The organism is Polycladomyces subterraneus, assembly GCF_030433435.1.
GTDB classification, from domain to species: Bacteria; Bacillota; Bacilli; order Thermoactinomycetales; family JIR-001; genus Polycladomyces; species Polycladomyces subterraneus.
Window position 1 is genome coordinate 21601 of record NZ_JANRHH010000033.1, and the last position, 25165, is coordinate 46765.

Genomic DNA, 25165 nt, shown 5'->3' on the forward strand with positions numbered 1-25165 from the left:
ATGCTGGTGACCACGTCTTTTCATCCGCATGCCGGACAAAGGGAGGAGGCGCGTCACCTGGCCCGTCGGCTGGGTGTGCCCTATGTCGAACGAGAGCGGTTTTCTCTGGAGGAGTTGCTGGAGCGAAATGGCGCTGACTCGGCAGTGGTGGTGACGCGGGAGGGATGGCACTGGGAAGATCGAGAAGGGCGACAGTTCTTTTTTCACCCCAACATGTCTGTCCCGCGGATCAAGCAACTGCGACAGGGAAACCCCGACCCGTTGGTGACTGTCAGTGGGATGCAACCTGGAGACACGGTCTTGGATTGCACCTTGGGGATGGGGGCGGACGCCGTCGTCTCCGCCTTTGTTACCGGGCAAACCGTGACTGGCTTGGAAAGCCAGCCGGTCATTGCCGAACTGGTGGCCCACGGGCTGAAGACATATCCGGCGAAAAACGAGGTATTGAAAAAGGCGATGCGTTCCATTGAAGTGGTTTGTACCGATTATCGGGAGTTTTTGCCGCAATGTGAGGATCGCTCCTACGATATCATTCTGTTTGATCCGATGTTTCGTGAAACGGTACGCGCATCCAGCGGGGTTCAGCCGCTTCGTCTGTTGGCCAATATGGACCCGCTGGACCCGGAGACGGTTCGTCATGCGGTTCGGGTAGCCCGCAAGAGGGTCGTGCTGAAAGAGCGGCCGCAAAGCGGCGAGTTTGAACGATTGGGCTTTGAAATCGTGAAACAATCCGCCCGATTCGCACTGGGCGTGATCCGGGTCGAAGGAGGGAGGGAATGAAAGAGAAAGAGGATCTGCTCGTCATTGTGGGGCCGACGGCGGTGGGCAAAACAGCGCTCAGCCTGCAGCTAGCCGAATCGTTTCGCGGCGAGATTATCTCCGGCGATTCGATGCAGGTGTACCGGTACATGGACATCGGTACCGCCAAGGCGACGCCGGCTGAACGGGCGCGTGTTCCTCATCACATGATCGACATCGTTGATCCGGACTACCCGTTTTCCGTGGATGAATTTCAGCGGATGGTGAAAGAGAAGATCCGTGAGATCCAGTCCCGCGGAAACCTGCCGATGTTGGTCGGGGGGACGGGATTGTATGTACAATCCGTCACCCACGGGTATCAGCTGCCTGGCGTAAAGGAAGACCCGGCCTTTCGGGAGGAGATGCATCGATTGGCGGACGAACAGGGCAACGAAGCCCTGCACCGGCGATTGGCGAAGGTGGATCCGGAAACAGCGAGCCGCCTGCATCCTAATGACAGACGCCGCATCATTCGTGCGTTGGAGGTATTTCATGCCAAAGGGGTTCCTTTTTCCCATTTGCAAAAGCAGGAAGGTTCCCTGTACAATACATTGTGGATTGGCCTGACGATGCCGCGGGAGCAGTTGTATGAGCGCATCAACCGGCGCGTGGATCAGATGATGGCCGACGGATTGGTGGAAGAGGTGAAACGGTTGCGGGCGCTCGGTTACCGGGGCGACCTGACCTCCATGCAAGCGTTGGGATACAAGGAGATTCAGCAGTATCTCGACGGGCGATGGACACTGGAGGAGGCGGTTGAGGCAATTAAGCGAGGGACGCGTAAGTTTGCCAAACGGCAACTCTCCTGGTTCCGGCGTTTGAAGGAAATTCGTTGGTTCGACGTGACCCGCCCGGGTTTCACGGAAGAAATTCATCAGGTTGTAGCAGGAAAGTTCCCTGGTTACAGCGAATAGAGTAAACTAATGCCAAAACGTACATAGGAGGTACGGACTTTGAAACAATCCATCAACATTCAAGATACGTTTCTCAACCAAATCCGCAAAGAAGCGGTCCCTGTTACCATCTATCTCATAAACGGTTTTCAACTTCGCGGAGTCGTACGGGGCTTCGATAATTTCACCATCGTGATTGACAGCGATGGAAAACAACAAATGGTGTATAAACACGCGATTTCCACCTTTACGCCGGCACGTCCGGTCTCCTTGCAACAACAGCAAGCCGAAGAGGCCGGTAAAGAAGCATAATTCCGCCTCCGACCGAAACAACCGAGCGGACATTCCGCTTGGTTGTTTCTTTTTTGTCCTTCACCAAATACTGGGCTCCTGCGTATATATATGGAGCCGAATCGACCATAAGAGGTGACAAACATGAGCAGGAGGGTCATCACAAGAGAAACCAACCGGATTCAGGTGGTACTGGACTATGACTCGGAGCGGAAAGGGTCGTCAGCGGCAACCGTTACCGATGTGATTGCGGATGCGGTCGATCAACCGGAACATCTTCCCCTGCGTCGGTGCCTCGATGATTTGGATCGACTGGTAGGGCTCAAGCGGGTCAAAGCATTCATCCATGAGATCTACGCTTGGCTGGAAGTGGGACGCCGGCGGATGGCGGCGGGATTGTCGGCGGAACAGCAAGTGTTACACATGATCTTCACCGGCAATCCGGGAACCGGAAAGACCACCGTAGCCCGCATCATGAGTCAACTGTTCAAAGAAATGGGTGTATTGTCTAAAGGGCATTTGATTGAAGTGGAACGGGCGGATTTGGTGGGGGAGTATATCGGTCACACGGCACAAAAAACGCGGGAGCACGTCAAACAGGCGCTAGGAGGGATTTTGTTCATCGACGAGGCATATTCCCTGGCGCGCGGCGGGGAAAAAGATTTCGGCAAAGAGGCGATCGATACGTTGGTGAAAGCGATGGAGGATTACAAAAACGAATTTGTTCTCATATTAGCCGGTTATTCGATGGAGATGGACCAATTCCTTCATTCCAATCCCGGATTGCCATCCCGTTTCCCGATTCATCTGGATTTCCCCGATTTCACCATCGATGAGCTGATCGACATCGCGGAACGAATGGTTCAACAGCGACAATACCGGATGTCCAATTCTGCCAAAGAAAAGTTGCGCCGCCATTTGCTTAAGGAGATCAACCGTTCGGCGCACCCGTTCGGTAATGCCCGCTACGTTCGCAATCTGGTGGAACAAGCGGTCCGATTGCAGGCGGTTCGCCTGTTGAACACACGTTATCCCACCCGGGATGATCTGATGTCCATCCGTGCGGAGGATCTCCAGTTTGAGCAAACGTCTTCCCCCGCTATTTCGTGGTATACTTAACATGGTTGCCAAATTGCTGCAAGTTGGAGAGAGGGGATGAACGACGATCGGAACGGTCGTATCCAGGGAAAAAGCTATATTGGTCGGTTGCGGATCCAAACGGGACGAATGGGAGATGCGCTCCTCTCTGGAGGAGTTGTCCCTTTTGGCCGATACGGCCCGTGCCGAGGTAGTGGCCACTTTTGTCCAATTTCGGGACAAGATTGATCCGGCCTGGTTCATCGGACGCGGAAAAGCGGAAGAGATTGCGCGGGAAGCGGACGAGCAAGCGATTGATCTGGTCGTATTTGACCGAGAGTTGACACCGGCACAATTGCACAATCTGGAGCGATTAATCCCCTGCAAGGTGATTGACCGCACCCAGTTGATTCTCGATATATTCGCGATGCGGGCTCAGACGAAAGAAGGGCGTCTGCAGGTGGAACTGGCACAACTGCAATACTTGTTGCCGCGCCTTTCAGGGCGTGGTAAGGAGCTGTCCCGTTTGGGAGGCGGGATCGGCACGCGGGGCCCGGGGGAGACCCAACTGGAAACAGACCGGCGTCACATCCGGCGACGCATCCGGGACATCCGGCGAGAATTGGAACAGGTGAAAAAACACCGGGCGCTGCACCAGACCCGACGCCGAAAAAACGAAATTCTGCAGGTGGCGATTGTCGGGTATACCAATGCAGGAAAATCCACGTTGCTCAACCGACTGACGGATTCAGACGTGTTGGCCGAAGACCGTCTGTTTGCCACGTTGGACCCGACTTCCCGGGTGTTGCCCTTGCCTTCAGGGGAGATGGTGCTGCTGACGGACACAGTCGGTTTTATCCGGCACCTGCCGCACCAATTGGTCGCGGCTTTTCGTTCCACATTGAAGCAGGTGAAGGAGGCAGATTTGCTGTTGCATGTAGTAGATATGAGTCACCCGGAAGCACAGGAACAAATCGGGGTGGTTGAAGCGGTTTTGGAGGAGTTGGGAGCGTCCCACTTACCGGTGTTGCTGGTGTTCAACAAAGCCGACCAGGTGACACAAGTGCCATTGTTGGCACCCGGTCGGGATGCGATCACCATCAGCGCATTTTCCGACAAGGACTTGGAACGCTTGGTGCACGCCATCGATGCAAGGCTGCATGATGCGGCCGTCATCGGGCGGGCGGAAATCCCTGCAGAGAAAGGCGATTGGCTGGCTTTGCTCCACAGACGGGCGCAGGTACAGGAAACGGAAATGGACGGTTCGTGCCTCAAAATTACCTTTCGCATGCCCAAGCGGCGCTTTGATCGTCTTCCCTCTGATTTACGGTCACACATTCAAATTCTGTCAATGTAGAAGTGGTGTGGTAGAGTGGTCAAGTATTTGAAGCATGCAGAGATCATTCAAAACTGGGCGCGTCGCGCAGAGGAGAAAATTGCGCGGCGTCTCTCGGAAATCGATCGCATGGTGGAAGAAAACCAATGGCGCGTATTGAACGCTTTCCGTGAGGAAGGCATCGCCGAACATCATTTGCACGATTCCACCGGATACGGTTACGATGATTTGGGACGTAACGCACTGGAATCGATATTTGCCAACGTGTTTGGGGCGGAGGCGGCACTCGTCCGCCCGCATATCGTTTCGGGCACGCATGCGATTGCCGCATGCTTATTTGGTGTGCTCCGGCCGGGTGACGAATTGTTGTACATCACTGGCGAACCGTACGATACACTGCATCAGGTGATCGGCAAAGAACGGGACGGTTCCGGTTCGTTGGCCGACTACGACATCCGTTACCGCTTTGTACCATTGTTACCGAGCGGCGAAGTGGATACGGAGGGTGTGCGGCGGGCGATTAACGATCAGACACGCATGATCGGTATCCAACGATCTCGCGGATATACGGATCGCCCCTCATTTACAGTGGGGCAAATTGCCGAGATGGTTCAGTTGGTCCGGTCCCTATCACCTGATGCTGTGATTTTTGTGGACAACTGTTACGGCGAGTTTGTGGAAACGATGGAGCCGACGCATGTCGGGGCAGACTTGATCGCCGGATCGCTCATCAAAAACCCGGGTGGCGGTCTGGCCAAATCAGGCGGTTACATTGCCGGGAAAAAAGTGTGGGTGGAACGTGCCGCCGCCCGACTAGTGGCACCGGGTATTCGTGCGGAAGGCGGTGCCACACATGGGTATTTGCGCGATTATTTCCAGGGGTTGTTTTTGGCTCCACATGTGGTGGGTGAAGCATTGAAAGGAGCGGTATTCGCGGCGGCCGTACTGGACGAGGCGGGCTTTTCGACGGACCCCGCATGGGATTCACCGCGGACGGACATCATTCAGCAGATCCGGTTCGGCCATCCAGAGGCGTTAATTGCGTTTTGCCGGGGTATCCAAGCAGCGTCTCCGATTGACGCGCATTTGCGCCCCGAACCGGCACCGATGCCTGGTTACGATGATCCGGTGATTATGGCTTCGGGCACGTTTGTTCAGGGGGCGAGTATCGAGTTGTCCGCCGACGGGCCGCTCCGGCCGCCTTATGTAGGGTTCATGCAGGGTGGCCTGACCTATGCCCATGTAAAAATCGGGATTTTGACGGCGTTGGATCGCATTTTGGATATCAGGAATGGAGGATAACATGGAAACAGTGGGACACGTGTTGGTTTGGGTGTTGATCGTTGCTTGTTTTCTGGTCGGCTTCGTCGGACTGTTCATTTCGGTGTTGCCGGAGACCTTGGCGGTGGTGGCCGGGTTTGTCCTGTATCATTTTCTAATTGATCCCCATGTACTGGGTTGGCCGTTTTGGACTGGTGTCATCGTCCTCACCGCTTTCAGCATGTTGATCGATTATATCGCGGGAGGGATTGCCGCTCGTAAATACGGAGCGTCCAAATGGGCGACCTGGGCGGCAATCATCGGAGCTGTGGTGTTTCCTATTCTGCTCGGGCCACTGGGACTGATCGGGCTGATCATCGGCCCATTTTTGGCGGTGGTGCTGGTCGAACTGCTCCAACGCAAACCGTTTGCCCAAGCGTTGCGTGCCGGATTCGGCACATGGGTGGGGATGATCAGCGGCATCTTCTTTAAAGGTTTGATCATGGTAGCGATGATCGTCTGGTTCCTGATCTTGGTGTTGTGAGGAGGCGAAAGACAGTACTTCCGGGGAGTGTGGAGACATGGCCAACATCAAACAGATCGCTGATATGGCCGGCGTGTCTGTGGCGACGGTATCGCGCGTATTGAACAACCGGCCATATGTGAGTAAGGAAAAGCGAAATGCCGTGATGAAAGCTGTCCGGGAGTTGAACTATAAACAAAACATTCACGCCATCCATCTCAAAACGGGGAAGACTCAAACAGTCGGTGTCATTCTCCCGTTTGTCAACCATCCCTACTTCGGGGCGATTTTGGAAGGGATTGCAAGTGAAGCGTTGAAGGCGAATCACCGCTTGATCGTGTGTCAAACCAACTATGATCCCGATGACGAAATCGGGCTGCTGGAATCGCTCAAAATGAAGCAGATGGACGGTGTCATTATTTGTTCCAAAGCTGCGGATTGGGAGCGCATCGAACCGTACGCGGTTCACGGGCCGATCGTAGCTTGTGAAGATACGGGCGATAGAGCCATCTCATCAGTATACATCGATCATTACGGCGGTTTTATGACGGGAATGCAGTATCTGATCGAGAAAGGGAACCGTCGCATCGGTTATTGTATCGGGCGCGGACATAGCTTCAACAGCCGAAACCGAAAACGGGCCTTTCGCGATGCGTTGGAACAAATTGGGGAGGTTCCCCGCCGGGAGTGGATGTTTGAGCAGTGTTTGACCATCGAAGACGGGGTACGGGTTGTCCATGATTTGTCCGAAATGGAGGAACGCCCTTCGGCATTGTTGGTTTCATGCGATCAGGTGGCCGCGGGGATCATCATGGAGGCCCGCCGTCGGGGATGGAGGATACCGGGAGATTTGGCGGTGATGGGATTTGATAACCATCCGATCGCACAAGTATTGGATTTGACCACGATCGAACACCCCGGACGCCGGATGGGGGAACACGCTTTTCGCCTGTTACTGTCCAGAATCGAGAAAGAACCATCGGAACCCGAGCGCGTCGAACTTCCCTACCGGTTGATCGAGCGAGGAACGGTATGAAGCGCCATCAAAAAAGCCGTTACCGAGTCGGATTACGTCCGGCTGGTAACGGCTTTTTTCTCTGAATGCTCCAATTGGGAAGAACATTGTATAGACAGGCTCAAAGTGAAACGAGATGCTCGTCAATTGAGCTCGCCAGTCGTTCACGCCGCTTGTTTTACTTCCTCCCAATATGCTTCCGCTTGTTTTTCATCGTACTGTTTCTCCCATTTGGACATCACAACGGCCGCCAGGGAATTGCCGCAGACGTTGACTGCCGTCCGGGCCATATCCATCAGTCGGTCGACACCAGCGATGAAGGCCAGCCCTTCTACCGGCAATCCCATCGCACCCAACGTAGCCAAGAGGACGACGAAGGAGACGCCCGGTACGCCTGCGATCCCTTTGGAGGTGACCATCAAGGTTAGGAGCAAGGTGATTTGTTCACTCAACGACAGGTGAATGCCGTACATCTGGGCGATGAAGATGGCGGCAATCGCCTGATACAACGTGGAGCCGTCCAAGTTGAATGAATATCCGGTCGGGATGACGAAGGATGTGATGGCCTTCGGACAACCAAATTTCTCCATTTTCTCCATCAGCTTCGGCAGTACCGTTTCCGAGCTGGCGGTGGAATAGGCCAAGATCAGCTCATCCTTCAGAATGCGGATGATCCGGAAAATGCTTGTGCCGGCGATTTTGGCCGTCACGCCCAGTACGACCAAAACGAAGAAAATCATCGATGCGTATACGAGCAACACCAATTTGCTCAGCGGTACCAACGAATCCACGCCGAATTTGGAAACGGTAACCCCGATCAAGGCAAACACGCCGAACGGAGCAAATTTCATCACCTGATTGGTCACGTAGAACATCGCTTCAGCAGTTCCCTGGAAGAACCTCAATACCGGTTTTCCTTTGTCTCCGATGGCTGCCACACCCAATCCGAACAAAACGGAAAAGAAAATGATGGACAGCATGTGGCCTTCCGCCAGGGAGGTAAACAGGTTTTCCGGCACGATGTTAACGAAGGTATCGACAAACCCGTGATCTTCCACTTCCTTGGTGGTGGTTACATATTTTTGGATGTCTTCCTTATGCAGCGATTTCATATCCACGCCTGCACCGGGTTGGAATACATTTGCAGCAAACAGCCCAATAATCAGCGCGACTGTGGTGATGATTTCGAAATACAAAAGTGTTTTTCCGCCTAATTTTCCTAATTTTTTCATGTCTCCGACACCGGCGACGCCAACGACCAGGCTGGAGATGACGATCGGGATCACGATCATTTTGATCAACCGAATGAAGATGTCACCGATCGGCTTCAGATATTGTTCGACGGCAGGGTTTCCATAAAAAACAGCGCCTACCGTAATACCCAAGATTAATCCGATCAAGATTTGCCACGCGAGCCCCAGTTTCCGTTTTGCCACATTCTCTCCCTCCCGTTTGTCGACATGATCCTCTCTTTTTACCGTGGGCAAAAAAATATTGCACACAATATAACATGTTAAATGAATTTTGGCTTTTGATCAAGCGAGGGGTTCTCCATCCCACTTCCATTCAGGGACCGGCATGTGATAATGTGGGATCACAAGGCAGGAGAACGCTCCGGACAAAAAGGGATCAGTTGATTTTATGTCATTTTTTCTAACACCCATTGACAAACGAAATTGACGCTAATACAATAGCAGTAAAGTCAGGCAAGAGAGGAGGCGCCCACATGCGAGATGAGATCCGTAGGAACATGCCTCTGTTTCCCATGGGCATCGTGACGAAATTGACGGAACTCACTCCGCGGCAGGTGCGCTACTACGAGCAACAAGGTTTGATCCGACCTGCTCGGACAAAAGGAAATCAACGCCTATTTTCCTTCAACGACGTTGATCGCCTGTTGCAGATCAAAAGCTTGATGGAAAAAGGTGTTAACGTGGCCGGCGTCAAGGAGGTATTGTTGAAACAGGAGACGGGATCGACACAGCTGTCCAAAGAGAAACGTCATCACGACATCACCGATGCCGAATTGCGTAAATTGCTGAAACGGCAACTGTCTGAGTTGCGTCCGGGTCAAGCGCATTTGATCCAAGGAGAACTTTCCCGGTTTTTCCACTGATGCGATCGAGCCATTTGGCTTACCATAAATCACAACAGACAAAGGAGCGTTCTCTATGCCTCGATTCACACGTGAAGACATTTTGAAATCTGTTGAAGAGAACAACGTCCAGTACATCCGGCTTCAGTTCACGGATCTGTTGGGCACGATTAAAAACGTGGAAATCCCGCGCAGTCAGCTGGAAAAAGCACTGGACAACAAAATGATGTTTGACGGTTCTTCGATTGAAGGATTTGTGCGGATTGAAGAATCTGACATGTATCTATATCCGGATCTGGACACGTGGGTGATCTATCCGTGGAGCTCGGGGTCTGAAGGGAAAGTAGCCGGACTCATTTGTGATGTTTATCTGCCGGATGGCAATCCGTTCCCGGGAGACCCGCGCGGCATCCTGAAAAAAGTGCTGAAAGAAGCCGAAGAAATGGGCTTCACTTCGTTCAACGTCGGCCCGGAACCGGAGTTCTTCCTCTTCAAAACTAACGAAAAAGGCGAACCGACGATGGACCTGAACGACAACGGCGGCTACTTTGACTTGGCACCCCTGGATCTGGGCGAAAACTGCCGTCGTGACATCGTCGTGACACTGGACAAAATGGGCTTCGAAGTGGAAGCTTCCCACCACGAAGTAGCACCCGGTCAGCATGAGATCGACTTCAAATACGCCAATGCGGTGCGTGCAGCCGACAATATCCAGATCTTCAAGCTGGTGGTGAAAAACATCGCCCGCCGTTACGGTCTGCACGCAACCTTCATGCCGAAACCGCTGTTCGGTGTGAACGGATCCGGAATGCACTGCCACCAATCCCTGTTCCGGGGCAGTGAGAACGCCTTTTACGATGAAAACGATGAGTTGGGTCTGAGCGAAACCGCGCGTCATTTCTTGGCCGGTATTTTGAAGCATGCCCGTGCCTTTGCGGCGATCACCAACCCGTTGGTCAACTCCTACAAACGGTTGGTACCGGGATATGAAGCGCCTTGCTACGTGGCTTGGTCTCCGAAAAACCGCAGTCCGTTGGTGCGCGTACCGGCTTCCCGCGGTCTGAGCACGCGGATCGAAGTGCGTAACCCGGACCCGTCTGCGAACCCGTATCTGGCATTGGCTGTCATGCTCAAAGCAGGTCTGGATGGCATTAAAAACAAACTGCCGCTGCCGCCGCAAACCGACCGCAACATCTACGTCATGGACGAAGAAGAGCGTCGGGATGCAGGTATCGAGTCCTTGCCGGCCACGCTGAAAGAAGCGTTGGAAGAGCTGAAAAAAGACCCGGTTATCTGCGAAGCGCTCGGCGAACATGCGCTGGCTCACTTCATCGAAGCCAAAGAGATCGAATGGGATATGTTCCGCACGCAAGTTCATCCTTGGGAGCGGGAACAATACCTGACCCTGTACTGATCCGACAAAAAAGACACCTCCTGTTTGTCACAGGGGGTGTCTTTTTTGATGAGATTCTCTAGACATCGGGAAGGAGTTCGATTAGGATTAAAAGTGTGACCATTTATTGATAATGATTTTCAAATTCATCATTATGGGTGCGGGGGGTTGACGCGCAATCCGCTGATGGCATTCAGCGTATTGGGCGTTTCCTCCTGGCTCGGATATGAGGATTCCCTGATTGATTGAGGAGGGTGTACACATGAACGAAACGCATTTTTGTGCCCGGGATCTGTCGTTGGCGTACGGAAAAAAGCGGATCATTGAAGCGCTTGACATCGACATCCCCATCGGTCAAATCACGGCGCTGATCGGTCGCAACGGTTCCGGTAAATCAACCCTGCTCAAGTCGATGGCCCGGCTCATCCAACCGCATGGAGGAGCTGTCTATCTCAATGGCAAAGCGATTCATGCGATGCCGACGCGGGAAGTATCCCGCCGCCTTGCCATCTTGCCGCAACATCCCCAATCGCCCGACGGGATGACGGTAGAGGGGCTGGTATGGCACGGACGATTTCCACACCAGTCAGTTTGGGGAGGTAAGCGCAAGGAAGACCGTCAAATCGTCCAATGGGCGATGGAGATGACGGGTGTGTCGGAGTGGGCTGACCGTCCCCTCTCCTCTCTATCCGGCGGTCAGCGGCAACGGGCGTGGATCGCTATGGCACTCGCGCAAAAAACACCACTGTTACTGTTGGACGAACCAACAACGTATCTTGATTTGGCTTATCAGATTGATGTGCTGGATCTACTGAAACGGTTGAATGAAACGGAAGGAATTTCCGTGGTGATGGTTTTACATGATATCAACCAAGCGGCCCGCTATGCGCATCAGCTCATCGCGCTTCGAGACGGTAAGGTGGTCGCACAGGGTACACCGTCATCTGTGATCACTCCGCAAACCCTTGAATCTGTCTTCGGTATTCAGGCCAAAGTGATTACCGACCCCGTAACTGGTCACCCGATGTGTATCCCCCTTTCTTCCGCATCCAAGGAGGTACAACAACCCGTGGCGCTGGGACAATAAAAGGGGGATTGTATGATGAAGCAGGTGGAATACTTTGGGGTGAGGGGGATGACACGTGATGAATGGATTTTCGGTGAGTGCATCGAGAACGGTGAAAACGCTATTGGTGCTGCCCAGTGATACCAATTCCTATGGCACCATTTTCGGGGGACAGGTATTGGCGTTGATCGATGAAGTGGCGGCTATTGCAGCGATGAGACATTGCAAACAACTGGTAGTGACTGCGTCGATCGACTCGGTGGATTTCTTAAGCCCGGCGCGTTTGGGAGACATTTTGACAGTGGAAGCGTTTGTAACCTGGACGGGAAACACTTCGATGGAAGTATATGCGGAAGTCATTTCCGAGAATCGGGCCGGGGAGAAGAATCTAACCACCACTTCTTTCGTCACCATGGTGGCGATCGACAAAGAAGGAAAACCCGTGGCGGTTCCACCCGTCATCCCAGAAACGGACAAGGAAAAGCGTCTTCACCAATCCGCAGTACAACGCAGGCAAGAGCGGGTAGAGCGGAAAAAGAGGCAGGCGGACTGGCGCTAGAGTATGTGTTTTTGCCGTTGCGAATGGTGCGTAGCGGTTTTTTTATAAGTGAAATATCATAAACAAGTTTGCTTCACAAACCGGATTTGCCCCAATCCATGGATGCTAGCCGTCATGACGGCAAGAAAATCGGGAGTTACAGGAAGTTTCCCGCTTCAACCGATCCGTATCCGGTTTCATTGACTGCGCTGATTTGATGGTTGTATAATGTACAAAGTCGATGAAATGATGGAGGTTGGCGAATGGTGTTAACCATGATTCGGGATATCGCCGCCCATGTTGGTAAAGAAGTAAAGTTGGGCGGATGGCTTTATAATAAGCGGTCCAGCGGTAAGATTCAGTTTCTGCAGATTCGTGACGGTTCCGGCTTTATCCAAGGTGTTTTGGTGAAGAGCCAAGTCTCCCCGGAAGTGTGGGAGAAAGCGAACCAATTGACACAGGAGAGTTCCTTGTATGTGCGGGGTACGGTTCGCCAAGACGACCGGGCTCCCAGCGGATACGAGTTGGACGTGACCGACATCGAGATCATCCAAGTGGCGGACGAATATCCGATCGCATTGAAGGAGCACGGAGTCGAATTTTTGATGGACCATCGCCATCTGTGGATTCGTTCTCCGCGACAACAAGCGATTCTGCGGATTCGTGCGGAAATCATCCACGCGATTCAGGACTATCTGAACCACAATGGGTTTACGTTGGTGGACCCGCCGGTCTTGACACCGTCTTCCTGCGAAGGAACGACTACGCTGTTCCATACCAAATATTTCGATGAAGATGCTTATTTGACGCAGAGTGGGCAGTTGTATATGGAAGCGGCCGCGATGGCGCTGGGACGGGTGTATTCATTTGGCCCGACGTTCCGTGCGGAAAAATCCAAAACGCGGCGTCACCTGATCGAGTTTTGGATGATCGAACCGGAAATGGCGTTTGTCGATCACGAAGGGAACATGAAGATCCAGGAGGAACTGGTTTCTCACGTGGTTCAGCACGTGCTGAATCATTGTCGCCGGGAACTGGAAACCATCGGCCGCGATATCGCGCCATTGGAAAAGGTGAAACCACCGTTCCCGAGGATTACTTACGATGAAGCGGTGGAATTATTGAAGAAAGAAGGATTTGAGTTTGAGTGGGGCGAAGATTTCGGAGCACCCCATGAAACCAAAATCGCCGAGAGTTTTGATCGGCCGGTGTTTATCACCCACTATCCCACGGAGATCAAAGCGTTTTACATGAAACCCGATCCCAATCGGCCGGAAGTAGTGCTGGGAGCGGACTTGATCGCACCGGAAGGATACGGGGAAATCATCGGAGGTAGTCAGCGGATCGACGATCCCCAACTGCTGGAACAGCGATTCCAAGAACACAACTTGCCGCGTGAGGCGTACCAATGGTACATGGACCTTCGTAAATATGGTACCGTCCCGCATTCCGGATTCGGTCTGGGATTGGAACGGACGGTAGCCTGGATTTGCGGTTTGGATCATGTTCGTGAAACGATTCCGTTCCCGCGGATGTTGAACCGATTGTACCCGTAATAACGAGAAATGGCGGTCTGTTGGGCCGCCATTTCGTTTCCCCGGCAGTAAGTTTATGAGAGGTGGAAGGAACATGGATCGAAAGCGGACGCCGCACGCCGCGCTCGTCCAAATGTTGCAGGAAGGGTCCATTTCTTTGCCAGTTGTGCTGTTCACCCAGTACAAACGGTTGGGCCTTTCCGAAGGGGAAGTGATGTTGCTCATTCACATCATGTTATATCAGGAAAAGGAAGGAAAGTCCTTCCCGACGGTGAGCGAGTTGGAAGAGCGGATGAGTGTGTCGGCGGACCAAGTCGTTCGGTGGCTCCAATCCCTGGTACGAGGTGGCTTTTTATCCATTGACGAAGAAGTGACGGAGAACGGAATTCGCAGTGAACGGTATTCCACCACGCCATTGTTACAACAATTAGCCGCCGCTTATTTGGAAGGCGAAGTTCCCGATATGACGGAGGAGGGAGAAGAAGACTCTTACGGACGACTGTTTCAAACGTTTGAACAAGAGTTCGGACGTCCTTTATCGCCGATGGAGTGCGAGACATTGTCCCATTGGATTGACCAAGATGGTTATTCCGCCGAGCTGATCTTGGCCGCTTTGCGGGAGGCGGTTTTCAGCAACAAATTGAATTTTCGTTATATTGACCGGATTTTGCTAGAGTGGCAGCGCAACTGTATTCGAACGCCTGAGGAAGCCGTCGAGTATGCCAAGAAGTTTCACCAAAAAGGTGTGCTGTACCAATCAACGCCTCACCAGAAAAAGGATGGGTTTTCGTTTTACAACTGGGTGAATCAGAATTAACCTTTACCTAGACAGGAGTCCTATGGCTTCTGTCTATTTTGTTTTGCATAGACGAGTGTTTACGTTACTTTTGCCCCTTCGGCATACACATATAGGGACAGGAGGGGAGAGGGATGACGCATGACGTAGGTATACTGGTAAGCCGATACATTCTTCGCGATTGCCTCTTGGGTAAGTGCCCTTATGAGTCTTTCGCCCTGTATGACCGGTTTGCCAGGCGCGAAGGGCTTCGGGCCGTATTTTTCTCTTTGGAGGATATTGCATTCGATGACTTGTCGGTGCGCGCCCATATCCGGAAAGGGCCGGGGTGCTATCAGGTTCGTCGAATTCCCCTGCCCACAGTGATCCATAATCGTGTGCGGCCCATTTTACGCGATGCCCAGCGACGTTTTTTTCGCTTGCGTGTTCTGCCTTACACTCAACTTTTCAATGCCAACAACCGGATGGATAAATGGCAAATGTACCGCTGTTTGAAAAACGATCCCGTATTGGTGCCACATTTACCGGAGACGGCATGGCTGTCTACGGAGACCACGATGTCGTTTTTGAAAAAGCACGGTTCCATCTATATCAAACCGACCAACAAAAGTTTGGCGATTGGTTTGTTACGATTGGACCCGCTGAAGCATGAGGAAAAATGGGTGGCGTCCACTCCTCGCCGGGACAGGGAGGTTGTGTATTCGCAACCTGAGCTGAAGGCGTATGTTCGCCGCCTCAGCCGGGAGGGGAAAATCATCGTACAGCAACCGATATTTCTCTCTCGCGTAGATGAGCGACCGGTTGATCTGCGGGTGGCCGTTCAACGTGATCGGCAAGGAAAGTGGCAAGTATCGGGGATCGTTGCACGTGTGGGCCCTTCGAACGGTATCTCAACCAATGTAGCGGTGGGTGGCCGGGCAGTACCGCTTTCGTCGGTTTCTTCTCAGTTCGGCGGGTCAACCGCGCTTCCCGAACTGAAAGAGCAGATTGAAAGGATCGTGTTACGGGCGGCGGAACGATTGTCGGAAAAGATGCCGGGACTAGCGGATCTCGGTTTCGATGTGGGCGTGGATCAAAAAGGTCATCTGTGGATCATCGAGGTGAATGGCCGCGATTTGCGCATCACCTTCCGCCAAGCTAAGGAATGGGAAGATTGGAAAGAAACATTTGCCAAACCTATGGAATACGCCGGCAGGCTGTTACGACAGCAGCCGCACGTACAACCGTCCAAACCGACGGTGGCGTGGTTGACATCCGGCTCCCTCCCAGTGACACCCGATGGAGGCGGGTCGGTGGAAACATGTGTACGCGAAATTTTGCCGCATTTGGCCGAGACGCATCAGGTATACCTGATCGGGAAAAGCGTCCGAACAGAACACGCATTGCATGTGGCTTGCCGTACCGATCAACCGCAACGTTATCTCAAGGAAGCGATCGGTCATCTCAGACGTTTACGACCACAAGTGATTCACATCGATAATCGTCCGGCATTTGTCCGGCAGGTTCGAGTAGCATGTCCACATACCCCGATCACATTGTATCTTCATTCGAAGACGTATGCGAAGCCGCCGATGATGGACAAAGATTCGTTACGGGAGAGTATCCGGTTGTCGGACCGGGTGATGACAAACAGCAATTTCATGGCCCACTGGTTGGACCGGCTATTTCCACGATTGGCAGATAAGGTGACGGTGGTGCCGCTGGGCGTCAATCTTGAGCGATTCCCCCCCATTGGTGACCCTGATGTGCTTCGACAACGCATTGAGCGCCGACAAGACATGGGTTTGGAAAACAAAAAGGTGATTTTATATGTCGGCAGGGTGATCGAACAAAAAGGTCTGGGATATTTGCTCCGCGCCTTACCAACTATTCGACAAAAACACCCGGATACCGCATTAGTGATCGTTGGCAGCAGCCGCTACGGCCGTCATGTGGAAACATCCTATGCAAAAGAAATTCAGAAACAGATCCACTCATTAAAAGAAGGGGTTCATTGGATTTCCCACGTCCCGCATACGGAAGTGCCCCGATATTATCAGATGGCCGATATATTGGTAACCCCGTCTATCGGACATGAAGCGTTTTGTTTGGTCAATGTGGAAGGGATGGCAACCGGTTTGCCTGTTGTGTCGGTGAAAACTGGCGGTATTCCAGAGGTAGTGGAAAACGGAGTATCCGGTGTTCTCGTCACCAAAGATTATCTGGCCAAACGTTTGGCCCGGGCTTGCATCGATTTGTTTGATCATCCGCAAAAGATGAAGGAATTGAGTCTGGCCGCCCGAAAGCGTGTAGAGACCCACTACCGATGGGAATTGGTGGCCGAGCGGTTCCGCGACGTTTACCAACAACTGATGCAAACGACCGTCAATGCAACCGGATGAGAGGGAAAACGGTTCGCCTAAAATCGCGATGGTAGACCATTTTGTCAGCAAGCCCAATTTACCCAAAATCCCCTTCAAGATGCGAAGGGGATTTTTTCGGCCGTCATTATGTCAGGAAAATTAACATTAATGTATTGATATCTGCCTCCATTCGTGATAATATACATAATCAAAGAAAAGATATGTAAGGAAAACTTACACAAGAGGTGGGGCGAACATGTCGGTGCCTTTGTTGTTGGATACAGTATGGGTGTTGTTGGCTGCTCTCTTGGTTATTTTCATGCAAGTCGGTTTTGCGCTGTTGGAGGCAGGTTCCGCTCATTTGAAACATGCGGGGCATATCGCCAGCAAACAGTTGATCAGCTTCGCCACGGCTTCATTGTTCTTCTGGGCTTTCGGCTATGCAGTGACATTCGGAGCTGGCAATGAGTGGTTTGGTACAAACGGTTGGTTTCTGGCACTGCCTGTTGAAAAAGGAAAGATCCCCGTGGAGGTTCTTTACCTGTTCCAGCTTTCTTTCGCTGCAGTGTCTCTCGCCATCGCATGGGGAGGATTTGCCGAGCGTGCCAAATTGATCGTGTATCTCTTGTTCGGCGCGCTTTATACCTCCATTATTTACCCGGTGGTTGGTCACTGGATATGGGGCGGCGGTTGGTTGAGTGCGCTCGGAGCACAAGATTTTGCGGGCTCGACAGTAGTGCACCTGCAAGGCGGGATAGCTGCACTGATCGCCACGCTGTTGCTCAAGCCGCGGATCGGCAAATACGGGCCGGACGGCAAACCCAAAACGATGCAGGGAAACAATCCCGTTTTGATCACAGCGGGTACCATGATCATCTGGCTGGGTTGGTTCGGTTTCAACGCGGGGAGTACGTTGGGGACGAAAGACGGATTTTTCGGATATGTGGCTCTGACGACCAATTTGGCGGCGGCTGCGGGGGTTTTGAGCGCTTGGCTCGCTGTCTACGCGATGACCAAAAAAGCCGATATTCCGTCTATCGCCAACGGTGCATTGGCGGCACTGGTGGCTATCACGGCGGCATGTGCGTTTGTTGAGCCATGGGCGGCCGTGGTGATTGGGGCCGTTGCGGGTGCGATGAGTGTCTGGACGGCGACTGTGATTGAGCGGATGGGAGTTGACGATCCGATCGGAGCATTTTCCGTGCACGGTTTGGCTGGAATCTGGGGTACGCTCTCCACCGGCTTCTTCGCATCACCGCATCTGGTGGAGTACATCGGTATTGGTCGACCGGGACTGTTTTACGGCGGTGGATGGACACAATTGGGTGTTCAAGCACTCAGTGTATTAGTGGCGGCGGCGTACGTGGCTGTGGTTTCCTGGGCGATTCTGTGGGTCGTGGATAAACTGTTCGGTCTGCGCATCAGCCAGGAGGAGGAAATCAAAGGTTTGGACTGGAGCGAGCACGGCATTGAGCCTGAAGCCGTTACGAAAGATGCACCTGCTGCAACCAAACCTGCGGCAGCGCTCCGGGCTTCTGCAACCGGGGAGGCGATTTGATCACTAGAGAGTGTCTGGTAAATCCGTGAGGGAGAAAATGCTTTCCCGGCCGAGCGAATACCCGGAAAGCGCAGGAATGAAATCTCGGGCAACTTCCTCTAAGCAAAGCGTATTTTACCCGCGTCCTGTGCTCTGTGTCGGAGCGGCCATGACCTGTATCCTTGCAGTGCGCAGGTGGAGCGCACCCGCTAAGCAACTAGACAGTATTCACCAGACACGCTCTCATAAAGAAAATTCAGAGGTCACCACATCGCAGACACAAATAACCGGCACCCTGTACGCTCACAGGTGCCGGTTTTCCTTCACTTATATTTTCGTTAGTGATTTCGCCTCTTTTGTTACGTTAATCACTTTTTCCAAGGTACTACCACATCCAGATTCCACGACAGCCGTATATGCCCCTTCCACCAATGGAGCGTCTGCAATATGAACCTTCGTGATGTTATCTTCCGCTAACCGCTCTATCGCTAATTCGGTATTGATTAAAGCGCTGCCAAGGTCAAAAAAGACAACAACACCTTTATCTGAATAAACTGATTTTATAGCGTCTTGGATCTTATCTGCGCTTGTACCGATTTCCTCCTCATCCGTTCCCCCTGCCAAGGCAATCGGAACATGAGGATTCAGTTGGGAAAGCAGTTGTTTTAATCCCTTGACTAATTCATGGCTGTGTGAAACAAGGACAATCCCCACATATCCCATATTGAAATCTCCCTTTTTATTTCTTGATAAGGTTTTCTTCAAGCAGGATTGAGCATAGGGTTTCGAACAATATGAAAGATGAAACGGCACCAGGATCTAAATGTCCGATTGATCTTTTCCCTAAAAAGGAAGCACGCCCCTTCTTGGCTTCCAATTCTTTTGTATTTTCCATTTGTTCTCTCGCGTAGGAAACCAGCTCCCGAATATTTAGCGTGTTTTCGTTTTGTTGAATATACATTGTGACTGGCTCCCAAACATCCAGCATCGTTTTGTCACCAATCTGCGATTTCCCCCTGAGTTTGATACCGTTGACGGATTCTTGGAAGGCTTGACCCAATTCATTGATGGTGATTTCCTGTTTTCCTTTCAAAACCTGTCCCGCTTTGATGAAAGCAGTCCCGTATAACGGACCGGAAGCGCCCCCCACCTTTGAAAGAAGCACCATTCCGATATCTTGAAGCAATTTCCCGATATCGTCATAGGTGGTCTGATGTATTTTATGGATAACTTCTTTAAAACCCCTGTTCATGTTGATTCCGTGATCCCCATCGCCGATCGCTTGATCAAGCTGTGTAAGATAATCTTTCTGCCTATCTATTTGGTCATTCACTAATTCCATCCATTTGATGATATGGTCAGATTGAATCAACATGTGAAACCTCCTCGTTATTTCTTCCAAGCAATCGTATCAGCAGGTGCTTCAAGCAGCTCGATCAGCTGATCATCCAGTTTTAAGAGTGTGATAGAGCATCCAGCCATTTCAATTGCTGTCATATATTCACCTACATAAGTATCATAAACGGAAATATCCCTGTTTTTTAAGATTTGAGAAACTTTTTTATTCAAAATGTATAGTTCCATCAACGGGGTTCCTCCAAGACCGTTGATCATGACCGCTACTTGATCCCCGGGGATTAATTTCATATCGTCCATTATTCGGGATAAGAGGATATCTGCGATCTCGTCGGCTGAAGCCATGGCGGTTCGGTGTGTACCAGGCTCCCCATGGATTCCGATTCCAATTTCCATTTCCGTTTCTCCAATTTCAAAACTAGGTTTTCCAGCGGCGGGAACGGTACAAGGAGTGAATGCGACTCCCATGCTTCGAACATGTTGAATCACCTTATTCGCCACCTGTTCCACTTCTTCTAAAGAAGCACCTTTTTCGGCAAGGGCTGCGGCTATCTTGTGAACAAAAACCGTTCCTGCTATTCCCCTCCGTCCAGTTGTATATGTACTGTTCTCAACAGCAACATCATCATTGACAACGACTTTAGCAACTTGAATTCCTTCGGCTTCTGCCAACTCAGCAGCCATCTCAAAATTCATCAAATCCCCTGAGTAGTTTTTAATGATTAATAGCACACCTTTTCCAGTATCAACGGCTTTGATCGCTTCAAGAATCTGATCTGGTGTTGGGGAAGTAAAGACTTCTCCAGCTACGGCTGCATCGAGCATTCCTACTCCAACATATCCAGCATGAGAAGGCTCATGTCCGCTCCCGCCTCCACTGACTAAAGCGACCTTGCCTTGCGCCGGAGCATGAGCACGAATCAGGACATTTGTTCCTGGCAGGTTTTTTAGTTTGTCGGGATGAGCTAAAACCATGCCATCAATCATGTCCCGCACCACTTGTTCGGGGTTGTTAATCAATTTCTTCAAGAAAATCATTCCTTTCTCCTAAATTTATTTACACAACATTTTCATCAATGGGTCCCCGGTCCTTCCGGTACATGAACTTCTCAGGCTGGATGTTCTATCGAAAAATGCAGCTTCTAAGGTAGATTCTAGTATTAAGTGCCAAATATCCTCTTCCATTGTTTTTCTGGATACTATATTGGTAAAATAATCATTTTTCAATAAATTATTATATCATATTATATTTTATGGTCAACTATTCCTGAGACAGGCTTTATAACTGATCAACCTATTTTCGATGGTTAAACGAAAGGAGTTAGCTCAAAATGACAGTGTAGCAGAAACTACTAATAGAGGAAGTTATGCACCTTGCCATAATCTATTTTTAAAATATTGTTATTATTATTGCTTTTCTAATTGGTAAAAAGTATAATTTATAGGTGAAAGAGGGGGTGGGGTGACGATTACATATGGAAAGTACGAAGCTCGCCGCTGTCCAAGTTTGTCCTCACCAGTAGATAAGATTGACGGTTGCGAGATTGATCTTAATTGATCATGACATTGAAACATCGTATAAGGGGGAGAAAACATGGCAGTGCCGTTGGAAAAACTGAAGTGGATTTATGAGATAATGGTGAAAATTCGTTATTATGAAGAAACCATGGTGCAGGTGTACGCAGAAGGAAAGCAACCTGTTTTTAATATCGGAGCCGGAACGGTGCCGGGAGAAATGCACCTAGCCGCTGGGCAGGAACCTGCTGCGGTGGGCATCTGCGCTCACTTGCGCCGGGAAGATACGGTGACGGCGCCGCACCGCCCGCACCATCACGCGATTGCGAAGGGAGTCGACCTAAACCGGATGACGGCGGAAATATTCGGAAAAGAAACTGGTCTTGGGAAGGGCAAGGGCGGACATATGCACCTGTTTGATCCCAATGTGAAATTTTCCTGCGGTGGCATTATTGCAGCTGGTATGCCGCATGCGGCTGGCGCTGCTTTGGCGGCGAAGATGAAAGGAAAAGATTGGGTGGCTGTGGCGTTCATCGGGGAAGGAGCGGCGAATGCAGGCGCTTTTCACGAAACGCTGAATCTGGCAGCACTATGGAAACTACCCCTGATCGTGGTGATCGAGGACAACTCATATGGCATTTCTGTCCCCAAATCAGCGTCAACGGCCGTCGAAACCAACGACAAACGGGGATCTGCTTATGGAATTCCGGGCTACTACGTAAAAGACAATGACCCGATTGAAATGTATCGCGTATCTGGCGAAGCAGTTGAGCGTGCCCGTAGGGGGGAAGGTCCGACCATCATCGAGATTGAAACGTATCGCTACCTGGGACATTTTCAGGGGGATCCGGAAGTCTATCGCGACCAGAACGAAGTACCCAACCTGAAGGAAAAAGATCCAATTGTGCGACTGAAGACCCATCTGCTACGGGAAAACGCGGCAACGGAGAAGGAAATTGAGGAAATGGAAGCCCGCGCAAGGATGGAAGTCGATCGGGCGTATGAGTTCGCGCGGAAAAGTGCGTATCCGAAACCGGAGGCAGCTTTGGAAGACCTGTTTGCGACGAGTGGCATCGACGGTTAAAACATTTGATCTGGAAAGGGGAATCGGCATATGGAAACAATGACGAGACGGATGTTGACGGGAAACAAGGCGTTGGCGGAAGCGATCGCGCAGGAGATGGAGCGGGATCCGAACGTTTTCGTGATGGGTGAGGATGTTGGAAAATACGGCGGTATTTTTGGGGCGACTGAAGGACTGTACAAAAAATTTGGTCCGCAACGGGTGCTCGACACACCGATTTCTGAAACCGCATTCATCGGTGCAGCAATTGGAGCGGCTGCGGAAGGCATTCGACCGATCGTGGAACTCATGTTCGTCGACTTCTTTGGTGTTTGCATGGACCAAATTTACAATCATATGGCGAAAATCCACTATATGTCGGGTGGCCATGTGAAACTGCCGATAGTGCTGATGACCGCTGTTGGTGGTGGCTATTGCGATGCAGCGCAACACTCACAAACCCTGTACGCAACATTCGCCCATCTGCCGGGTATGAAAGTGGTGGCGCCGTCCACTCCTTACGATCTTAAAGGCATGATGATTTCCGCCATTCGTGACGACAACCCGGTTGTGTTTATGTTTCACAAGTCGTTGCAAGGATTGGGGTGGATGGATCAGATCGACGCTTCTATCGGCAACGTGCCGGAAGAATCCTACACCGTTCCGCTTGGTAAGGCGAAGGTGGTACGCGAGGGATCAGACGTAACGATTGTCGGCATCCAAATGATGACTCACCATGCGCTTGCGGCGGCGGAAAAATTGGCGGAACAGGGAATCCAGGCGGAAGTGATCGATTTGCGCTCGCTCGTACCGCTGGACAAGGAAACGATTCTACAGTCTGTCAAGAAGACGAACCGACTGGTTGTGGTCGATGAAGATTATTTGTCTTACGGAATGACCGCCGAAGTGGCGGCCGTTGTGGCGGAACAAGCGCTGTATGATTTGGAGGCACCGATCCGCCGACTGGCGGTCCCCGATGTTCCCATTCCTTACAGCCGCCCGCTTGAACAGTTCGTGATTCCAGGACCGCAGGCGATTTACGATGCAGTTGTCGATTTGCTTAACCAATAAACTGGTGCGGGGATCGGTTGCAGGATGCAGTGAGGAAGTAATCAACTAGCGTAAAGTAGAGTACCACTTCCTGGATCAACAGAAAGCGGTTGGGAGGAAGTAGAAATGGCTGAAACAATCGAAGTCAGATTGCCGGAAACAACACCGGATGTTACGGAAAGCCTGGTGGTGTTTTGGCACCGGATGGAAGGCGACTGGGTGGAAAAAGGAGAAGTGTTGTTAGAAATACAGACAGAAAAGGCGGTTTTCGAAGTTGAGGCGCCGGCCGACGGACGGCTTACCAAAATTTTGGTAAAACGTGGCGAAGTGGCCGCCGTCGGAGACGTGTTGGCGATTATTGAGCCGGTGAGTGGCGCACTGTCAGCACAACAAGTGGATGACGGGGAAACCGCAGAACAAGCAGCTGAACAGGTTGCCGCCACCGTTACCACTCAAAAGGCTGACCCGGTGTCTCCGCTGTCGGTGAAGGCGTCTCCACGCATTCGACAAATGGCCAAAGAGATGGGGGTGGATCTGGCGACCGTTGTTGGAACGGGTCCCGGCGGCCGCATCACGGAGGACGACGTTCGAAATGCCGCAAACAGGGTTAATGTGGCTGCACCAGGCGACGAATCAACCAGCGGGTCGTCATCTGACGGGGATATCGCAGAGTTGACGGCTGTCCGCCGTACGATTGCCAAACGGATGGTGCAAAGCTTGCAGCAGTCCGCCCAGTTGACGATCACTGCCTGGGCGGATGTGACAGAGTTAGCAGAACAGAGAAAACAACTGGAGAGTCCGGTGAGTTGGACCACTTTGATCTTGCGGGCGGTCGTTCTCGCCTTGAGGGAACACCCTTACATGAACGCGACATGGGGAGAACAGGGAATTCTGCAATTCCGGCATGTGCATTTGGGTGTTGCGGTCGATACGGAGCATGGACTGCTGGTTCCGGTGATACGAAATGCCGAACAGTTTTCACTGTCCGATCTCCAGGAAATTGTCAACCAGGCGATTAAAAAGGCAAAGGAAGGAAAACTATCGGCCGAGGAGCTATCGGGAAGCACCTTTACTGTCAGCAATTTGGGAGCGTACGGGATTCAGTTTTTCACTCCGATTCTAAATCCTCCAGAAGCTGCCATCCTTGGGGTAGGGCAAATCGAACCACGAACAGTACTGGAAGAGGAGCGTCTTACGTTACGTGAACGTCTGCCTCTTAGTTTGACGTTTGATCATCGTGTGACCGACGGGGCGCCGGCTGCCAGATTCCTGCAATCGGTGGTGCAGTTTTTGAGAAATCCGGACACGCTTTTCTAATCCGACGAACTAATTGATATGGCCACAATGAGTATGCTCAAATGCTGGAAACTTGTGCCTGGGATGAGAGTAAACCCAGTGTTTGCTGGATTCGTATCATTCATTGGAATGTACCTCTTTGTTATGATGAGTGTTAAAGAACACTCATATGTTAGCAGGAGGTACTTTCTTTTTTCTCATATAGGATACAGAAACTTAGCGTACTACAGGGAGGGTCGGTTGTATGAAAATCAATGAAGACTGGAAGATTCAATGGTTTGAACCGGGACAGGCTAATGAGCTTGAGGTCGCGGATCCCGATTACATCGACCACTTCTGGATTTCCACCAAGGTCCCCGGAGATGTACGTTCGACGCTTATCGAGAAAAA

Annotated in this window: 23 protein-coding genes; 19 read left to right on the plus strand and 4 right to left on the minus strand. The window is 51.6% G+C overall.

Going from position 1 to position 25165, the window contains the following annotated elements:
• From NWF35_RS08010 to NWF35_RS08045, 8 genes are all read left to right on the plus strand, one after another.
• Window positions 1–780: a class I SAM-dependent methyltransferase gene (locus tag NWF35_RS08010; RefSeq protein WP_301238534.1), complete on the plus strand. Its 780-nt coding sequence runs from the start codon at window positions 1–3 to the stop codon at window positions 778–780.
• A complete protein-coding gene (miaA, locus tag NWF35_RS08015) occupies window positions 777–1712 on the plus strand; it encodes a tRNA (adenosine(37)-N6)-dimethylallyltransferase MiaA (RefSeq protein ID WP_301238535.1) in 936 nt (311 codons plus the stop codon). Before NWF35_RS08010 ends, miaA begins: the two co-directional genes overlap by 4 nt.
• A gap of 39 nt (window positions 1713–1751) precedes the next feature.
• Complete coding sequence (gene hfq / locus NWF35_RS08020) at window positions 1752–2003, plus strand: RNA chaperone Hfq (protein WP_212772381.1); 252 nt, start codon at window positions 1752–1754, stop codon at window positions 2001–2003.
• 123 nt (window positions 2004–2126) lie between these two features.
• Window positions 2127–3101, plus strand: coding sequence for a stage V sporulation protein K (spoVK, locus tag NWF35_RS08025; protein ID WP_301238536.1), 975 nt, complete (start codon window positions 2127–2129; stop codon window positions 3099–3101).
• Window positions 3102–3180: 79 nt separating this feature from the next.
• Window positions 3181–4416: a GTPase HflX gene (hflX, locus tag NWF35_RS08030; protein ID WP_301238537.1), complete on the plus strand. Its 1236-nt coding sequence runs from the start codon at window positions 3181–3183 to the stop codon at window positions 4414–4416.
• Window positions 4417–4431: 15 nt separating this feature from the next.
• The gene (locus NWF35_RS08035; RefSeq protein ID WP_435873861.1) at window positions 4432–5697 is read left to right on the plus strand and encodes a methionine gamma-lyase family protein; all 1266 of its coding nucleotides are present in this window, start codon (window positions 4432–4434) and stop codon (window positions 5695–5697) included.
• Window position 5698: 1 nt separating this feature from the next.
• Entirely contained in the window at window positions 5699–6199 is a 501-nt protein-coding gene (locus NWF35_RS08040) for a DUF456 domain-containing protein (RefSeq protein WP_301238538.1), read from the plus strand.
• 37 nt (window positions 6200–6236) lie between these two features.
• On the plus strand, window positions 6237–7214 hold the full coding sequence (locus NWF35_RS08045; protein WP_301238539.1) for a LacI family DNA-binding transcriptional regulator: 978 nt from the start codon (window positions 6237–6239) through the stop codon (window positions 7212–7214).
• Between the two features lie 143 nt (window positions 7215–7357).
• On the opposite strand, the gene gltP is transcribed toward NWF35_RS08045, so the two are convergent.
• Window positions 7358–8629, minus strand: a complete 1272-nt coding sequence (gltP, locus tag NWF35_RS08050) for a glutamate/aspartate:proton symporter GltP (RefSeq protein WP_301238540.1) — start codon at window positions 8627–8629, stop codon at window positions 7358–7360.
• A 290-nt stretch (window positions 8630–8919) separates the two neighbouring features.
• On the opposite strand from gltP, the gene NWF35_RS08055 reads away from it, so the two are divergent.
• From NWF35_RS08055 to NWF35_RS08090, 8 genes are all read left to right on the plus strand, one after another.
• Complete coding sequence (locus tag NWF35_RS08055; RefSeq protein ID WP_301238541.1) at window positions 8920–9309, plus strand: MerR family transcriptional regulator; 390 nt, start codon at window positions 8920–8922, stop codon at window positions 9307–9309.
• 55 nt (window positions 9310–9364) lie between these two features.
• Window positions 9365–10702, plus strand: a complete 1338-nt coding sequence (glnA, locus tag NWF35_RS08060; RefSeq protein WP_301238542.1) for a type I glutamate--ammonia ligase — start codon at window positions 9365–9367, stop codon at window positions 10700–10702.
• Between the two features lie 241 nt (window positions 10703–10943).
• Window positions 10944–11768: an ABC transporter ATP-binding protein gene (locus NWF35_RS08065; protein WP_301238543.1), complete on the plus strand. Its 825-nt coding sequence runs from the start codon at window positions 10944–10946 to the stop codon at window positions 11766–11768.
• Between the two features lie 58 nt (window positions 11769–11826).
• Entirely contained in the window at window positions 11827–12306 is a 480-nt protein-coding gene (locus tag NWF35_RS08070) for an acyl-CoA thioesterase (RefSeq protein WP_301238554.1), read from the plus strand.
• 242 nt (window positions 12307–12548) lie between these two features.
• Complete coding sequence (gene asnS, locus NWF35_RS08075) at window positions 12549–13841, plus strand: asparagine--tRNA ligase (RefSeq protein ID WP_435873862.1); 1293 nt, start codon at window positions 12549–12551, stop codon at window positions 13839–13841.
• 73 nt (window positions 13842–13914) lie between these two features.
• On the plus strand, window positions 13915–14637 hold the full coding sequence (locus NWF35_RS08080; RefSeq protein ID WP_301238544.1) for a DnaD domain-containing protein: 723 nt from the start codon (window positions 13915–13917) through the stop codon (window positions 14635–14637).
• Window positions 14638–14750: 113 nt separating this feature from the next.
• Complete coding sequence (locus NWF35_RS08085) at window positions 14751–16997, plus strand: YheC/YheD family protein (protein ID WP_301238545.1); 2247 nt, start codon at window positions 14751–14753, stop codon at window positions 16995–16997.
• Window positions 16998–17214: 217 nt separating this feature from the next.
• Window positions 17215–18516 carry an ammonium transporter gene (locus NWF35_RS08090; RefSeq protein WP_301238546.1) on the plus strand — a complete coding sequence of 434 codons (1302 nt, stop codon included), beginning with the start codon at window positions 17215–17217 and terminating at the stop codon, window positions 18514–18516.
• A gap of 306 nt (window positions 18517–18822) precedes the next feature.
• Here NWF35_RS08090 and dhaM read toward each other — a convergent pair whose 3' ends face one another.
• The 3 genes from dhaM to dhaK are packed head-to-tail and all read right to left on the minus strand — an operon-like array spanning window position 18823 to window position 20880.
• A complete protein-coding gene (dhaM, locus tag NWF35_RS08095) occupies window positions 18823–19218 on the minus strand; it encodes a dihydroxyacetone kinase phosphoryl donor subunit DhaM (RefSeq protein ID WP_301238547.1) in 396 nt (131 codons plus the stop codon).
• A 16-nt stretch (window positions 19219–19234) separates the two neighbouring features.
• Window positions 19235–19870: a dihydroxyacetone kinase subunit DhaL gene (gene dhaL, locus NWF35_RS08100; protein ID WP_301238548.1), complete on the minus strand. Its 636-nt coding sequence runs from the start codon at window positions 19868–19870 to the stop codon at window positions 19235–19237.
• Between the two features lie 14 nt (window positions 19871–19884).
• The gene (dhaK, locus tag NWF35_RS08105) at window positions 19885–20880 is read right to left on the minus strand and encodes a dihydroxyacetone kinase subunit DhaK (protein WP_301238549.1); all 996 of its coding nucleotides are present in this window, start codon (window positions 20878–20880) and stop codon (window positions 19885–19887) included.
• A gap of 565 nt (window positions 20881–21445) precedes the next feature.
• Between dhaK and NWF35_RS08110 the strand changes: the two genes are divergently transcribed.
• The 3 genes from NWF35_RS08110 (at window position 21446) to NWF35_RS08120 (ending at window position 24796) form a co-directional block, all read left to right on the plus strand.
• Entirely contained in the window at window positions 21446–22450 is a 1005-nt protein-coding gene (locus NWF35_RS08110; protein WP_301238550.1) for a thiamine pyrophosphate-dependent dehydrogenase E1 component subunit alpha, read from the plus strand.
• 30 nt (window positions 22451–22480) lie between these two features.
• Complete coding sequence (locus NWF35_RS08115) at window positions 22481–23500, plus strand: alpha-ketoacid dehydrogenase subunit beta (RefSeq protein WP_301238551.1); 1020 nt, start codon at window positions 22481–22483, stop codon at window positions 23498–23500.
• A gap of 105 nt (window positions 23501–23605) precedes the next feature.
• On the plus strand, window positions 23606–24796 hold the full coding sequence (locus NWF35_RS08120) for a dihydrolipoamide acetyltransferase family protein (protein ID WP_301238552.1): 1191 nt from the start codon (window positions 23606–23608) through the stop codon (window positions 24794–24796).
• The last annotated feature ends 369 nt before the right edge of the window (window positions 24797–25165 follow it).

Bases quoted from the DNA above. Each gene is read 5' to 3' on its own strand.
- NWF35_RS08010 (WP_301238534.1), top strand. From the start codon at position 1: ATGCTGGTGACCACGTCTTTTCATCCGCATGCCGGACAAAGGGAGGAG.
- miaA (WP_301238535.1), top strand. From the start codon at position 777: ATGAAAGAGAAAGAGGATCTGCTCGTCATTGTGGGGCCGACGGCGGTG.
- spoVK (WP_301238536.1), top strand. From the start codon at position 2,127: ATGAGCAGGAGGGTCATCACAAGAGAAACCAACCGGATTCAGGTGGTA.
- NWF35_RS08040 (WP_301238538.1), top strand. From the start codon at position 5,699: ATGGAAACAGTGGGACACGTGTTGGTTTGGGTGTTGATCGTTGCTTGT.
- NWF35_RS08045 (WP_301238539.1), top strand. From the start codon at position 6,237: ATGGCCAACATCAAACAGATCGCTGATATGGCCGGCGTGTCTGTGGCG.
- NWF35_RS08055 (WP_301238541.1), top strand. From the start codon at position 8,920: ATGCGAGATGAGATCCGTAGGAACATGCCTCTGTTTCCCATGGGCATC.
- glnA (WP_301238542.1), top strand. From the start codon at position 9,365: ATGCCTCGATTCACACGTGAAGACATTTTGAAATCTGTTGAAGAGAAC.
- NWF35_RS08065 (WP_301238543.1), top strand. From the start codon at position 10,944: ATGAACGAAACGCATTTTTGTGCCCGGGATCTGTCGTTGGCGTACGGA.
- NWF35_RS08070 (WP_301238554.1), top strand. From the start codon at position 11,827: ATGAATGGATTTTCGGTGAGTGCATCGAGAACGGTGAAAACGCTATTG.
- asnS (WP_435873862.1), top strand. From the start codon at position 12,549: ATGGTGTTAACCATGATTCGGGATATCGCCGCCCATGTTGGTAAAGAA.
- NWF35_RS08080 (WP_301238544.1), top strand. From the start codon at position 13,915: ATGGATCGAAAGCGGACGCCGCACGCCGCGCTCGTCCAAATGTTGCAG.
- NWF35_RS08085 (WP_301238545.1), top strand. From the start codon at position 14,751: ATGACGCATGACGTAGGTATACTGGTAAGCCGATACATTCTTCGCGAT.
- NWF35_RS08090 (WP_301238546.1), top strand. From the start codon at position 17,215: ATGTCGGTGCCTTTGTTGTTGGATACAGTATGGGTGTTGTTGGCTGCT.
- dhaM (WP_301238547.1), bottom strand. From the start codon at position 19,218: ATGGGATATGTGGGGATTGTCCTTGTTTCACACAGCCATGAATTAGTC.
- dhaL (WP_301238548.1), bottom strand. From the start codon at position 19,870: ATGTTGATTCAATCTGACCATATCATCAAATGGATGGAATTAGTGAAT.
- NWF35_RS08110 (WP_301238550.1), top strand. From the start codon at position 21,446: ATGGCAGTGCCGTTGGAAAAACTGAAGTGGATTTATGAGATAATGGTG.
- NWF35_RS08115 (WP_301238551.1), top strand. From the start codon at position 22,481: ATGGAAACAATGACGAGACGGATGTTGACGGGAAACAAGGCGTTGGCG.
- NWF35_RS08120 (WP_301238552.1), top strand. From the start codon at position 23,606: ATGGCTGAAACAATCGAAGTCAGATTGCCGGAAACAACACCGGATGTT.